The 14,227-nt window shown below is 69.3% G+C and carries 10 protein-coding genes; 7 read left to right on the plus strand and 3 right to left on the minus strand.

Annotated elements, in window-relative coordinates; all coding sequences use genetic code 11:
- Positions 1-23 precede the first annotated feature (23 nt).
- Positions 24-1,058 (plus strand): class II fructose-bisphosphatase, encoded by a 1,035-nt coding sequence (glpX, locus tag ACX28W_RS11585; protein ID WP_458998807.1) that lies wholly within the window; start codon positions 24-26, stop codon positions 1,056-1,058.
- A gap of 224 nt (positions 1,059-1,282) precedes the next feature.
- On the opposite strand, the gene ACX28W_RS11590 is transcribed toward glpX, so the two are convergent.
- Both ACX28W_RS11590 and ACX28W_RS11595 read right to left on the minus strand, forming a co-directional pair.
- Complete coding sequence (locus ACX28W_RS11590) at positions 1,283-1,660, minus strand: WhiB family transcriptional regulator (RefSeq protein ID WP_362070366.1); 378 nt, start codon at positions 1,658-1,660, stop codon at positions 1,283-1,285.
- Positions 1,661-1,859: 199 nt separating this feature from the next.
- Positions 1,860-2,570 carry a DUF1707 SHOCT-like domain-containing protein gene (locus tag ACX28W_RS11595; protein WP_458998808.1) on the minus strand — a complete coding sequence of 237 codons (711 nt, stop codon included), beginning with the start codon at positions 2,568-2,570 and terminating at the stop codon, positions 1,860-1,862.
- A 330-nt stretch (positions 2,571-2,900) separates the two neighbouring features.
- On the opposite strand from ACX28W_RS11595, the gene ACX28W_RS11600 reads away from it, so the two are divergent.
- The 6 genes from ACX28W_RS11600 to ACX28W_RS11625 all read left to right on the plus strand — a co-directional run bounded on the left by ACX28W_RS11600 (position 2,901) and on the right by ACX28W_RS11625 (position 11,406).
- A complete protein-coding gene (locus ACX28W_RS11600; protein ID WP_458998809.1) occupies positions 2,901-4,568 on the plus strand; it encodes a fumarate hydratase in 1,668 nt (555 codons plus the stop codon).
- A gap of 323 nt (positions 4,569-4,891) precedes the next feature.
- Positions 4,892-6,301, plus strand: a complete 1,410-nt coding sequence (locus tag ACX28W_RS11605; protein ID WP_458998810.1) for a class II fumarate hydratase — start codon at positions 4,892-4,894, stop codon at positions 6,299-6,301.
- A gap of 116 nt (positions 6,302-6,417) precedes the next feature.
- A complete protein-coding gene (gene fomD, locus ACX28W_RS11610; protein WP_458998811.1) occupies positions 6,418-7,110 on the plus strand; it encodes a cytidylyl-2-hydroxypropylphosphonate hydrolase in 693 nt (230 codons plus the stop codon).
- 116 nt (positions 7,111-7,226) lie between these two features.
- Positions 7,227-7,457, plus strand: coding sequence for a hypothetical protein (locus tag ACX28W_RS11615; RefSeq protein ID WP_458998812.1), 231 nt, complete (start codon positions 7,227-7,229; stop codon positions 7,455-7,457).
- Complete coding sequence (locus ACX28W_RS11620; protein ID WP_458998813.1) at positions 7,439-9,604, plus strand: SpoIIE family protein phosphatase; 2,166 nt, start codon at positions 7,439-7,441, stop codon at positions 9,602-9,604. The genes ACX28W_RS11615 and ACX28W_RS11620 overlap by 19 nt, the downstream gene beginning before the upstream one ends.
- Before the next feature lie 335 nt (positions 9,605-9,939).
- Positions 9,940-11,406, plus strand: coding sequence for a catalase (locus tag ACX28W_RS11625; RefSeq protein ID WP_458998814.1), 1,467 nt, complete (start codon positions 9,940-9,942; stop codon positions 11,404-11,406).
- A gap of 83 nt (positions 11,407-11,489) precedes the next feature.
- Here ACX28W_RS11625 and ACX28W_RS11630 read toward each other — a convergent pair whose 3' ends face one another.
- On the minus strand, positions 11,490-13,814 hold the full coding sequence (locus ACX28W_RS11630; RefSeq protein WP_458998815.1) for a transglycosylase domain-containing protein: 2,325 nt from the start codon (positions 13,812-13,814) through the stop codon (positions 11,490-11,492).
- Positions 13,815-14,227 lie beyond the last annotated feature (413 nt).

Consider the following 14,227-nt stretch of genomic DNA (forward strand, 5'->3'; position numbering starts at 1 on the left):
TCGTATCAGAAAGGTGCGTCTCGATGACCGAGAATCATCAGCTGCCGTCCGAACTCGAGGTCCCTTCCGAGGCCCCCGACCGAAATCTCGCCCTGGAACTGGTCCGCGTCACCGAGGCCGCCGCCATGGCCGCGGGCCGCTGGGTCGGCCGCGGCGACAAGATCGGCGCCGACGGCGCCGCCGTCCGGGCCATGCGAACCCTCGTCTCCACCGTCTCGATGAACGGCGTCGTCGTCATCGGTGAGGGCGAGAAGGACGAGGCCCCGATGCTCTTCAACGGAGAGCGCGTCGGCGACGGGACCGGTCCCGAGTGCGACATCGCCGTCGACCCGATCGACGGGACCACGCTCACCGCCAAGGGCATGACCAACGCGATCGCCGTGCTGGCCGCCGCCGACCGCGGCACCATGTTCGACCCGTCCGCGGTCTTCTACATGGACAAGCTGGTCACCGGCCCGGAGGCCGCCGACTTCGTCGACATCAACGCGCCCGTGTCGGTGAACATCCGCCGGGTCGCCAAGGCCAAGGGGGTCACCCCCGAGGACGTCACCGTCGTCATCCTCGACCGGCCGCGCCACGACGGCATCATCAAGGAGATCCGCGAGACCGGCGCCCGGATCAAGCTGATCTCCGACGGCGATGTCGCGGGCTCGATCCTCGCGCTGCGCGAGGGCACGGGCATCGACCTGCTGCTGGGCATCGGCGGTACGCCCGAGGGCATCATCTCGGCCTGCGCCGTGAAGTGCCTGGGCGGCACCATCCAGGGCAAGCTGTGGCCCAAGGACGACGAGGAGCGGCAGCGCGCCCTCGACGCGGGCCACGACCTCGACCGTGTCCTGTTCACCAACGATCTGGTCTCCGGCGAGAATGTCTTCTTCGTCGCGACCGGCATCACGGACGGCGAGCTGCTGCGCGGGGTGCGCTACCGCGCCGAGACCGCGACGACCGAGTCGATCGTCATGCGCTCCAAGTCCGGCACGGTTCGGCAGATCACGTCCGAGCACCGGCTGAGCAAGCTGCGGGCGTACAGCGCGATCGACTTCGACCGGGCGAAATAGCTCCGCCGGTTGTGCGGGGCTGCGGATCGGGGGTCACTGCGGGTTGGTTGTGGCTGGTCGCGCCCGCGCGGCGGAGCCGCACATGTCACAGCCCCGCGCCCCTTACCGGCGCCAGACGTGCGGCCCCGGTCGCGCCCGCGCCGCGGAGCCGCACATGGCGCGGCGAATAAACGGATAAGGGGCGGCCCCTGTGCGGAGGGGTCGCCCCTTATCCGGGCGTGGGGTCAGCCGGCTGCCGCTATCGTGCCCGTCGAGCGGGCGGCCTTCTTGAGTTCGAGATCGCGGCGGCGGCGCCGGGCGAGCACGACACGGCGCTCGGCGGCGGTGAGGCCGCCCCACACGCCGTACGGCTCGGGTTGCAGCAGTGCGTGTTCGCGGCACTCGACCATCACGGGACAGCGCGCGCAGACCCGCTTCGCGGCTTCTTCTCGGGACAGCCGGGCCGCGGTGGGCTCCTTGGAGGGCGCGAAGAACAGGCCTGCCTCATCGCGTCGGCACACGGCCTCCGTGTGCCACGGGGCTTCCTGATCCCTGTCCCGCACTGGCGCCCGCTGGGCCGGAACGGCAGCTACCTGCAGGGACTGATGCGGCGGTTGCAGCACGGTCTACTCCTGACGACGGCTTCGCGAGCGTGCCGGGCACTGCGGGAAGTCCCACAGCGCCCTCCAAGAGACGATGCAGCAAGCCCTACCCGCTGTGCGCGCGCCTATGCACTGCGTTCCGAAGCGCGGAGCCTCCGGTTCACCAGGGGGCACCTACGACCGCACCACTACACCTCGGACGCCACCCGGTTCACATCCGTCAACGGTCCAGGTGTTTGCGCAAACTCCTGTCCACCTTCTCCATCGCGCGGTCGAGGATGTCCACGACCAGCTTGCCGCGCTTGGCCCTCGCCTCGACGTTCCCCAGGATCGCCAGGCCGTCGACATAGACCACGGGTGCGTCGGGGTCGCCCGAATCCAGCGTGTCCGTCTCGAAGTTGCCGAGGACTCCGCCGCCGCTGCCGCGCAGCGACACATTCTCCGGGACGCGGATCTCGACGCTGCCGAAGACCGAGATCGCCTTGATCACGACCTGCTGGTACTCGAAGATCGCCTCGCTGAGGTCTATCTCGACGCTGCCGAAGACGGCGTACGCGTGGATGCGGCGCCCGGCGCGCCAGCGGCCCTTGCGCATCGCGGTGCTGAACACCGCCACCACGTTCTCGTCGGCCTCTGCCGGGATCGCGCCCACCGGGGGGCGGTTGGGCGCGGTCGTGTACGCGGGGGTCGCGCGGCCCTGGTGCGCGGCGGGCAGGTCCCGGACGAAGCGGTCGAGCTCACCCACCGTCTTCGTGGTCAGCACCCCCTCGACCCGCTCGGCATGCTCGTCGGCGGTGAGGCGCCCTTCGGCGAGGGCCTCGCGCAGGATGTCGGCGATCCGGTCGCGGTCGGCGTCGGAGGCACGCAGCTCGCCGGAGACACGCGGCTCGGCGTCGGCGGCGCGGGTTTCGGTGCGCTTCTGAAGGTCCACGACAGCAGCGTACCCAAACGCGATAGATCGCGACTAGGGGTGTGGAGAACTATGCGGACGACTATCGGACAACCAACTGAGCCTTACCTCACAAGCTCACTGCCCGAGCCAGGTTCTACGCTGATGGACACTGCCGATGGAGGCCAGCCTCCGGCGAGTGAGCCGAAGGGGCGCGCCTGTGTCGAGAGGCCGAACGCGCGGAGGCCCGACGAAGGAGGGTCGAGCACGATCGGCCTCTCGACACAGCCACGCGCCGGTAGGCGCAGATTGATACAGCTGCGCCCCGGAGGTGAACCGAGCCACAAAAATAACGAGTGAGGAATGGGCGAGATGCCTGAGTTCGCATACACCGATCTGCTCCCCCAGGGAGAGGACACCACCCCGTACCGGCTGGTGACCTCCGAGGGTGTCTCCACCTTCGAGGCCGACGGGCGGACGTTCCTCAAGGTCGAGCCAGAGGCGCTGCGCAAGCTCGCCGCGGAGGCCATCCATGACATCCAGCACTACCTGCGGCCCGCTCACCTGGCCCAGCTGCGCCGCATCATCGACGACCCCGAGGCGTCGAACAACGACAAGTTCGTGGCGCTCGACCTGCTGAAGAACGCGAACATCGCGGCCGCGGGTGTGCTCCCCATGTGCCAGGACACCGGCACGGCGATCGTCATGGGCAAGCGCGGGCAGAACGTGCTGACCGAGGGCGGCGACGAGGCCGCCCTCTCGCGCGGCATCTACGACGCGTACCTGAACCTGAACCTGCGCTACTCGCAGATGGCTCCGCTCACCATGTGGGAGGAGAAGAACACCGGTTCGAACCTCCCGGCCCAGATCGAGCTGTACGCGACCGACGGCGGCGCCTACAAGTTCCTCTTCATGGCGAAGGGCGGCGGCTCGGCCAACAAGTCGTTCCTCTACCAGGAGACGAAGGCCGTCCTGAACGAGTCCTCCATGATGAAGTTCCTGGAGGAGAAGATTCGTTCGCTGGGCACGGCCGCCTGCCCGCCGTACCACCTGGCGATCGTCGTCGGCGGTACGAGCGCCGAGTACGCCCTGAAGACCGCGAAGTACGCCTCCGCGCACTACCTGGACGAGATCCCGGCCGAGGGCTCGGAGCTCGGCCACGGGTTCCGGGACAAGGACCTGGAGCAGAAGGTCTTCGAGCTGACGCAGAAGATCGGGATCGGCGCGCAGTTCGGTGGCAAGTACTTCTGCCACGACGTACGGGTCGTGCGCCTCCCCCGCCACGGCGCGTCCTGCCCCGTCGCGATCGCCGTCTCCTGCTCCGCCGACCGCCAGGCCGTCGCGAAGATCACGGCGGAGGGTGTCTTCCTGGAGCAGCTGGAGACGGACCCTGCCCGTTTCCTCCCGGAGACGACCGACGAGCACCTCGAATCCGACGGTGACGTCGTGAAGATCGACCTCAACCAGCCGATGGATGACATCCTCGCCGAGCTCACCAAGTACCCGGTGAAGACCCGGCTGTCGCTCTCCGGTCCGCTCGTCGTGGCGCGTGACATCGCGCACGCCAAGATCAAGGAGCGGCTCGACGCGGGCGAGGAGATGCCGCAGTACCTGAAGGACCACCCGGTGTACTACGCCGGTCCCGCGAAGACGCCCGAGGGCTACGCGTCCGGCTCTTTCGGTCCCACCACCGCCGGGCGCATGGACTCCTACGTCGAGCAGTTCCAGGCGGCGGGCGGCTCCAAGGTGATGCTGGCCAAGGGCAACCGGTCGGCGCAGGTCACCCACGCGTGTGACGCGCACGGCGGCTTCTACCTCGGCTCCATCGGCGGGCCCGCCGCGCGTCTCGCCCAGGACTGCATCAAGAAGGTCGAGGTCGTCGAGTACGAGGAGCTCGGCATGGAGGCCGTCTGGAAGATCGAGGTCGAGGACTTCCCGGCGTTCATCGTGGTCGACGACAAGGGCAACGACTTCTTCAAAGACCCCGCTCCGGCGCCGACGTTCACGTCGATTCCGGTGCGGGGGCCGGGACTGGTGTAACGCCCGGGAACGTCACGGACGGACCCACCTACGCGGCCCCGCGCACTGGTCAAGTGGCGGGGCCGCGTCCACTGTTTCGGCAGACCGACCCCACCCGGGCGCGGTCGATGCTGTGCGCCTCGACCCGGCAGGACATGACCCCGCCCGCTGGAAGGAGCACGTGTCGCCGGACCTGCCGTACGGCCCGCCCTGCGGGGGCCGACAGCCGAATCGGTGGGCCGAACCGGTGAGCCGAACCGAGCGCGCTGAACCCGCAGACGCGATCATGAAACGGGAATAGGCCCACCAGGCCACGCGCTCTTCCCCCTGGAGGTACGACAACGATGACGACGACTGCAGACGACGGCGACCAGAGCTACCGCATCGAGCACGACTCCATGGGCGAGGTCCGGGTCCCCGCGGACGCCAAGTGGCGGGCGCAGACGCAGCGGGCCGTGGAGAACTTCCCCATCTCCGGGCAACGCATCGAGCGAGCCCACATCGAGGCCCTCGCAAGGATCAAAGGCGCCGCCGCCATGGTCAACGCCCGGCTGGGGGTGCTCGACAAGGACATCGCCGAGGCGATCCAGGAAGCGGCCACAGAGGTCGCGGAGGGGCGGTGGGACGCACACTTCCCCGTCGACGTGTTCCAGACGGGGTCCGGGACCTCGTCCAACATGAACACCAACGAGGTCATCGCCACCCTCGCGACCGAGCGGCTCGGCCGGGATGTCCACCCCAACGACCACGTCAACGCCTCGCAGTCGTCCAACGACGTCTTCCCGTCGTCCATCCACATCGCCGCCACCGCCGCCGTCACCCGCGACCTCATCCCCGCGCTGGAGCACCTGACCTCCTCGCTGGCCCGCAAGTCCGAGGAGTTCGCCGACGTCGTGAAGTCGGGGCGGACTCATCTGATGGACGCCACACCCGTGACCCTGGGCCAGGAGTTCGGCGGATACGCCGCCCAGATGCGGTACGGCATCGAGCGGCTCCAGGCCTCCCTGCCGAGGCTGGCCGAGCTGCCGCTGGGCGGCACCGCGGTCGGCACCGGGATCAACACGCCGCCCGGGTTCTCCGCCGCCGTCATCGCGGAGGTGGCACGGGCCACCGGGCTGCCGCTCACCGAGGCCCGCGACCACTTCGAGGCGCAGGGCGCACGCGACGGGATCGTGGAGACGAGCGGGCAGCTGCGGACCATCGCCGTCGGGCTGACGAAGATCGCGAACGACCTGCGGTGGATGGCCTCAGGCCCGCGCACCGGGCTCGCCGAGATCTCTCTGCCCGATCTTCAGCCCGGCTCCTCGATCATGCCCGGCAAGGTGAATCCGGTCATTCCCGAGGCCGTGCTGATGGTCGCGGCCCAGGTGACGGGGAACGACGCGACGGTCGCGGTCGCCGGGGCGGCCGGCAACTTCGAGCTCAACGTCATGCTTCCGGTCATCGCGAAGAACGTCCTCGAGTCCATCCGGCTGCTCGCCCATGTCTCGCGGCTGCTCGCCGACCGCACCGTCGACGGGATCGTCGCGCACCGCGAGCGCGCCCGCGAGTACGCCGAGTCGTCGCCGTCGGTCGTGACACCGCTCAACAAGTACATCGGGTACGAGGAGGCCGCCAAGGTGGCCAAGAAGGCACTGGCGGAGCGCAAAACGATCCGTCAGGTCGTCCTCGAGTCCGGGTATGTCGAGCGGGGCGACCTCACTCTGGAGCAACTGGACGAGGCGCTGGATGTCCTGCGGATGACGCATCCGTAACGGCTTCCGCCTCCCAGGATGACCTTGGATGAAACCTCCGTTACGTCATTCGTCCCATGGCGCGAACCGTGACACGCGCCGCAGCGTCGTATGCCTGTGACACCTAATATCTGGTCATGACAGAGGGTGGAGCGGTGAGGCGAGTGGAAGCGGGCGGGTCGACGGTGCGCTGGGCCCCCGGGAGTCACATCCTGTGGCGGTACCGGGAGAACGCCGGCGAGCGCTTCCACATCTGCCGCCCCGTGACCGTCGTACGCGACGACGAGGAACTGCTCGCGGTGTGGATGGCGCCGGGCACGGAGTGTGTGAAGCCGGTGCTCGCCGACGGCACACCGGTGCACGGGGAGCCCCTCGAGTCGCGCTACACCAAGGCGCGTACGGTGCAGCGCGGCCGCTGGTTCGGTACCGGGGTGCTGAAGCTGGCGCGACCCGGCGCGCCCTGGTCGGTGTGGCTGTTCTGGGAACCGGGGTGGCGGTTCAAGAACTGGTACGTGAACCTTGAGGCGCCGCTGGCCCGTTGGTCGGGCGGGGTCGACTCCGAGGATCACTTCCTGGACATCTCGGTGCACCCGGACCGGAGTTGGCGCTGGCTGGATGAGGACGAGTTCGCGCAGGCGCAGCGGGCCGGTCTGATGGACGCTCAACTGGCCGCGCGGGTGCGGGAAGCGGGGCGGTCAGCGGTGGAGGTGATCCACGCCTGGGGCGCGCCGTTCTCGGACGGCTGGCAGCACTGGCGCCCGGATCCCGCCTGGCCTGTTCCTTCTCTGCCCGATGACTGGGACCGTACGCCCGCGCACGTGTCCTCATGAGACCCTTGCTGCGCCCCCGTGGTACAACCGTAGGATCGTCCTCCGCAAGGGCGCACAGCAGCAACTACCGCAGCATGCGCTGGGCTTGACCATACGTCACCGAGGGGCGGCAGGACGTGAGCGAGGGGTACGAGGGCCACGGCAGTACGGTCGGCGAACGGCCGGTCGGGCCGCACCGGTCCGCTTCGGTGTTCGAGGCGGCGACGGTGTTCACGTCGGCGACGGCCGGGCCCGGTCCTGACGACGCGCAGATTTCGTTCCTGGGGCACACATTCCGGGTATCGGGGCTGCGGGACGAACTGCACGCACGGCGCGCAGCCCCGGACGGATGGATTCGACACGCGTGACGGAGCACCCCACCCCGCACGAGCGCCGCCAGAGCGGCGCCGGCCGGCCGATCACCCCCGCGGACCCCCGCGGGGCGCTCCTGCATACCCCCGAGCCCGCGCATGCGCCGGGAGCGTTACCCGCACAGGCCCGCTCCGGCGACGCCACGGCGGGACCAGGCACGAGCGCGGGCACGTCCAGCGGCAAGCACGGACCGGCCGTCGGCACCCAGGCCTCGGCCAGTACCGACGCACCCTCGCCCTCCGGCACCGGCGCGCCCACGCCGCCGCCCGAGCGCGGGCCGGAGCACTCCCAGCCGTCGGCCACCGAGCCCGATCCGCACCGTCCGCGCCCCGCCCCGGAGGGCATCCCGGCCCAGTCGGTCGATCAGGACCGGACGTCCGGGAACTCCGGCGGAAAGGACCGGCGCACCGGGCAGGGGCTGCCGCAGGGCGGCCCGATGCCGATGCGACGGGACGGGGACCGGCTGCGCTTCGTGGGCGCCGCGACCCGGCGGATCGCCCGCGGTATCGACCTGGACGAGATCGTGATGGGCCTGTGCCGGGCCACCGTGCCGACCTTCTCGGACGCGATCCTGGTCTATCTGCGCGATCCGCTGCCGGTCGGTGACGAGCGGCCCACCGGGCCTCTCGTGCTGCGGCTGCGGCGCACCGACCGGATCCCCGAGGAGCGGGACGCCGAGAACGGCTTCATGTCCGCGCTGCGGCCCGAGCCCAACGAGCTGTCGGCGATGACGGCCGAGCGGTGCGAGGTGCGCCCCGGCGGCGCCCTCGCCGAGGTGCTGCGCGGCGTACGGCCCGTCTTCGCGGACGCGCCCGCCGCCCGGGCCGCGCTGCCCGAGCTGCTCGGGGACGACCTTGTCGTGCCCACCGGGCAGCGCGCGATCCTCGCGCCCCTGCGCGGCCGCAGGCGGGTCATCGGCGCCGCGCTGTTCCTGCGCCGCCCCGAGCGCATGGCCTTCGAGGCCGACGACCTGCTCGTCGCGGCCCAGCTCGCCACGCACAGCGCGCTCGGCATCGACAAGGCGGTGCTGTACGGGCGCGAGGCGTACATCGCCGACGAGCTCCAGCGCACGATGCTGCCCGAGACGCTGCCGCGGCCCACGGGCGTGCGCCTCGCGTCCCGCTATCTGCCGGCCGCGGAGACCGCGCGCGTCGGCGGCGACTGGTACGACGCGATCCCGCTGCCCGGCAGCCGCGTCGCCCTCGTCGTGGGCGATGTCATGGGCCACTCCATGACATCGGCGGCGATCATGGGCCAGTTGCGCACCACCGCGCAGACCCTCGCCGGGCTCGACCTGCCGCCGCAGGAGGTGCTGCACCACCTCGACGAGCAGGCCCAGCGCCTGGGCACCGATCGCATGGCGACCTGCCTGTACGCCGTCTACGACCCGGTCGCGCACCGGATCACCATCGCCAACGCGGGCCATCCCCCGCCGGTCCTGCTGCACCTGGGCGGCCGGGCCGAGGTGCTGCGGGTGCCGCCGGGCGCCCCCATCGGCGTGGGCGGGGTGGATTTCGAGGCGGTCGAGCTGGACGCCCCCGCCGGGGCGACGCTGCTGCTGTACACGGACGGGCTGGTCGAGTCGCGGCTGCGTGACGTGTGGACCGGGATAGAGCAACTGCGCGAGAAGATCGCCGCCACCGCGCAGCTGACCGGGCCCGACCATCCGCCGCCGCTCGAAGCGCTGTGCGACGAGGTGCTCGACATGCTCGGCCCGGGCGACCGGGACGACGACATCGCGCTGCTCGCCGCCCGCTTCGACGGGATCGCGCCGAGCGATGTCGCGTACTGGTTCCTGGAGCCGGAGGACGCGGCCCCCGGCCGGGCCCGGCGGCTGGCCCGCCGGGCGCTGTCCCGCTGGGGCCTGGAGGACATGAGCGACTCCGTCGAGCTGCTGGTCAGCGAGGTCGTGACCAATGCCGTGCGCTATGCGTCGCGCCCGGTCACGCTCCGGCTGCTGCGGACGGATGTCCTGCGCTGCGAGGTCGGCGACGACGTGCCGCAGCTGCCGCGACTGCGCCAGGCACGCGCCACGGACGAGGATGGACGCGGGCTCTACCTGGTCAACAAACTGGCCAGACGGTGGGGAGCCACTCGTCTGAGCACCGGCAAGGTGGTCTGGTTCGAGTTGAACCGAGGGTGAACCAGCGAGCACTCTCAGAATTGGACTGAAGTTAGACCCCGTCCAAGTGTTGCCGACGTCATGTGGAGAGAGTTGACTGGCCGGGTGGCACAGGCCACCCGGCCGGACGTCGTCCATGACGGGAGGACGCTCTTGAACCCTCCCTCTGCCATAGCGGAGGGATTCCTGGCTCACGCCGCTCAACCGCTCAGCGAGCGGCCGAGGCTTACGCGATCAACACCAGCCGGGTTGGAACCAGCCCGGTGTCCCTGACGCTAGCGCGCCTGGCGGGGACGGACGTTCCCCTTGGCGACATTTCACCGGTCCGAGTGACCGGACCTGCCCAGGGAGGACAAGTGACCGAGACAGCACCCCAGAAGGCTCCGTACACCACGAACAACGTCGGAATTCCGGTGGAGAGCGACGAACACTCGCTGACCGTCGGCCCCGACGGCCCGATCCTGCTCCAGGACCACTACCTCATCGAGAAGATGGCCCAGTTCAACCGGGAACGGGTCCCCGAGCGGGTGGTGCACGCCAAGGGCAGTGGCGCGTACGGATTCTTCGAAGTCACCAACGACGTCAGCCAGTTCACCAAGGCCGTCGTCTTCCAGCCCGGGAAACGCACGGACATGCTGGCGCGCTTCTCGACCGTCGCCGGCGAGCAGGGCTCGCCCGACACCTGGCGCGACCCCCGCGGCTTCGCACTCAAGTTCTATACCGAGCACGGCAATTACGACCTGGTGGGCAACAACACCCCCGTCTTCTTCGTCCGGGACACGATCAAGTTCCAGGACTTCATCCGCTCGCAGAAGCGCCACCCGGCCACCGGGCTGCGCAGCAACGACATGCAGTGGGACTTCTGGACCCTCTCGCCCGAGTCGGCGCACCAGGTGACCTGGCTGATGGGCGACCGCGGCATCCCGAAGACGTACCGCAACATGAACGGCTACGGCTCCCACACCTACATGTGGATCAACGGCGCCGGTGAGCGGTTCTGGGTGAAGTACCACTTCAAGACCGACCAGGGCATCGATTTCCTCACCCAGGCCGAGGCCGACGAGCTGGCCGGTACGGACGCGGATCTGCACCGCCGGGACCTGTACGAGTCGATCGAGTCCGGGAACGCGCCGACCTGGAGCCTCAAGGTCCAGATCATGCCGTTCGAGGACGCGGCGGACTACCGCTTCAACCCCTTCGACCTGACCAAGGTCTGGCCGCACGGCGACTACCCGCTGATCGACGTCGGCCGGATGACCCTCAACGAGAACCCCGAGGACTACTTCATCCACATCGAGCAGGCCGCCTTCGAGCCGTCGAACCTGGTGCCGGGCATCGGCCCCTCGCCGGACAAGATGCTGCTCGGCCGGCTGTTCTCGTACCCGGACACCCATCGGTACCGGATCGGCCCGAACTACACGCAGCTGCCGCCCAACCGGCCACGCGCCGCGGTGAACTCGTACGCCAAGGACGGCCCGATGCGCTACGAGCCGTCCAACGCGGCCCGCCCGTACGCGCCCAACTCCTACGGCGGCCCCGCGGCCGACTACGGGCAGTTCGGCGACCCCGCGAGCTGGCAGACCGCCGGTGAGCTGGTGCGCGAGGCGACCAAGCTGCACGCCGAGGACGACGACTGGGGCCAGCCGGGCACGATGGTCCGCAAGGTCCTCGACGACGCGGCCCGCGACCGGCTCGTGTCGAACGTCAGCGGCCATCTGAAGGCCGACGTGTCCGGCCCGGTCCTCGACCGCGCTCTGCAGTACTGGCGCAACATCGACAAGCAGCTCGGCGACCGGATCGCCGCGAACTTCAACGGAGGCTGAGCAGTACGCGAAGAGGAGGGCGCCCGGTCGATCACCGGGCGCCCTCCTCTTCGCGTGTCAATTGCTGCAGGGAGTTCGCGTGCCTATTGCTGCAGGGAGTCCGGATCGAACGGGTCCTCGTCCCCGTCCTCGTCTCCGTCGCCGTCCTCGTCGCTCGGCGTCTCCGTCGGCGTGGCCGACTCCGTGGCCGACTCGGTGGGCTCGGGCTCGGACGTCGGCGTCGTCGGAACCTCGCTCGTCGGCGGCTCGGTCGTCGGTTCTTCCTCGAAGCTCGGAGTCTCCGTCGGCGTCTCGCTCTGCGTCGGCGTGAACGTCGGCGTCTGCGTGGGCTCCATCGCCGCGCCCTGTGTGGTGTCCAGGTCGAAGTCGGTGACCTTGCCCATCGCGTTGAAGGTGTACGCCGCCCAGATCTGGGCCGGGAAGCCACCGCCGTTGACACGTCCGCCGCCCCCGGCGCCCTTCAGGGACACCTGCGTGCCCCGCTTGACCACCGTGCCGCTCGAGGTCTCGCGGTCCTTGGGAACCTCGCCGAACAGACCGACCGAGGTGACCAGGTTCGGTGTGTAGCCGGTGAACCAGGCCGACTTGTTGTTGTCGGACGTACCCGTCTTGCCCGCCACCTGCTGCTCGTTGCGGTCGACCGCCTGGGCCACCGAGACCTGGGCCGTGCCGTCGTCGACCACACCGGTGAGCACCGAGGTGACCGTGTCGGCCGCCTCGGCGCTGATGACCTGGTCGCCGATCGCGCTCGGCCAGTCGACCGACTGGTCCTTGTGCTCGGCCTTGGCCACCAGGGCCGGGGTGACCTTCTTGCCGTGGTTGTCGAGGGTGGCGTAGACGCCCGCCATCTGCAGCGGGCTCGCGCCCATGGTGCCGAGGGTCTGCGCGGGCACCGCCTGCAGGTCCTCGGCGTCCATGCCGAGCTTGCCCGCGACCTTGAGCACGTCGTCCATGCCCACGTCGACGCCCATCTGCGCGAAGACGGAGTTGATGGACTTGTTCATCGCGGTCTGGACGGTGACGTCGCCGTAGTCCTGGTCGTCCTCGTTCGGCGGGGCGAAGGCGATGTCGCTGCCCTGGACGGCGCGCCCGCTGGTGCCGTCGTAGACCGTGCTCGGCGTGATCTCCTCGCCGGCCTGCGTGGTGCCCTGTTCCTCCAGGGCCGCCGCCAGGATCAGCGGCTTGAAGGTCGACGCGGGCTGGTAGTCGGTGCGGGTCGCGTTGTTGACGAAGTGCTTGAGGTAGTCCTCGCCGCCGTACATCGCCACGACCTTGCCGGTCTTGGGGTCGACCGACACGGCTCCGGCCTCGACATCCTCGTCGACCTGGCGCTTCTCGGCGTCCAGCTTGCTGGTCAGCTTCGTCTTGACGGCGACTTCCAGCTGCGTCTGCTTCTTCTTGTCGATGTTGAGCGTGATGGTCCAGCCGCCCGCGTCGACGATCGCCTTGGCGTCGTCGAAGGTGGCGGCCGCGCCCTGGACGACGAGCCGCCTGGCGAGGGTGTTGTTGGCCTCGTCGACCAGGTAGCCGGTCTGGCCCTCCTTGCCGGGCGCGCCCTGGACCTCGATGGGCTCCGGGAACTTCATCCCCTGGCGCTTGGCGGAGTCCAGCCAGCCCTCCTCGACCATGTTGTCGAGGGTGTAGTTCCAGCGGGCGGTGACCAGCTTCTTGCCGGTGGGGGTGGCGACGTTCCAGTCGTACTGGCTCGGGGCCTGGAGCAGTGAGGCGAGGTACGCGCCCTGCTCGACCGTGAGTTCGCTCGCGTCGATGCCGTAGTACGCCTGTGCCGCGGCCTGGATGCCGTACGCGCCCTCGCCGTAGTAACTGGTGTTGATGTAGCCCGCGAGGATGTAGTCCTTGGACTCCTGGCGGTCCACCTTCAGCGAGATGACCAGTTCCTTCAGCTTGCGCGTGACGGTCTGTTCCGGGCTCAGGTAGTAGTTCTTGACGTACTGCTGGGTGATCGTCGAACCACCCTGCTTGCCCTTGCCGGACAGGGTGTTGAGCAGACCACGGGCCGTGCCCTTGAGGTCGACGCCGGGGTTCTCGTAGAAGGACTTGTTCTCGGCGGCGACGAAGGTCAGCTGAACGTCCTTGGGCACCTTGGCCAGGTCCACGACCTCACGGTTGACCTCGCCGGTGCGGGCGAGCACGGTGCCGTCGTTGTACTTGTAGACGTTGCTCTCCAGCTGGGCGGCCGCGTTGCCCTTGGGCACGGACACGACCACGTAGAGCACGAGGAAGGCGCCCATGCCCAGCAGGCAGAAGCCGAAGAACGTGCCGAGGATCGTCTTCCAGTTGAGAACCCGGCGTATGCCACTGCGGCCGGGCTTGGTTCCCGACGAGCGCATGGCCGTGGCGCGGCGGCCGCCACGCGACCGCGCTCGTCTCTCTTCCGCTCGTCCCATGGCTCCGTCCGCTCCGCTTCGCTCTCGGGTCGCGCTCTCTTGTACGCGTGTGCTGCCGCGTTCTCTCACGCGTTCTCTCACGCGTTCTCGTGTCGCGTTCGTTTTCGCGCGTCACACAGGTTCGTCGCTCGGGTCAGCTCAGCAAACTAACACCACGTCCTATGACAAAGGCCTGCCGATCCGCACTTTTACGGACGTGACAATCAGCACGCAATGCCCACCCACCTCAACAGAACCGACGTACGAGAGGGGCGGAAGGTTGCCCCCTCCCTGTCCATGGACGACTCCACGCCCATCGCCGACGCGCCCCGGATGCCCGCCTGCCGAGCCTCCCGCTGTCCAAGGCGGGCCGACTGCCGGGCGGGCGGGGCCGTGTGGCAGAACCGTGACAATCGGCCCTGACCTGCACGGTC

Source organism: Streptomyces sp. SD15 (assembly GCF_054462255.1).

Bases quoted from the DNA above. Each gene is read 5' to 3' on its own strand.
- ACX28W_RS11630 (WP_458998815.1), bottom strand. From the start codon at position 13,814: ATGGGACGAGCGGAAGAGAGACGAGCGCGGTCGCGTGGCGGCCGCCGC.
- ACX28W_RS11620 (WP_458998813.1), top strand. From the start codon at position 7,439: ATGGATTCGACACGCGTGACGGAGCACCCCACCCCGCACGAGCGCCGC.
- glpX (WP_458998807.1), top strand. From the start codon at position 24: ATGACCGAGAATCATCAGCTGCCGTCCGAACTCGAGGTCCCTTCCGAG.
- ACX28W_RS11600 (WP_458998809.1), top strand. From the start codon at position 2,901: ATGCCTGAGTTCGCATACACCGATCTGCTCCCCCAGGGAGAGGACACC.
- fomD (WP_458998811.1), top strand. From the start codon at position 6,418: ATGACAGAGGGTGGAGCGGTGAGGCGAGTGGAAGCGGGCGGGTCGACG.
- ACX28W_RS11605 (WP_458998810.1), top strand. From the start codon at position 4,892: ATGACGACGACTGCAGACGACGGCGACCAGAGCTACCGCATCGAGCAC.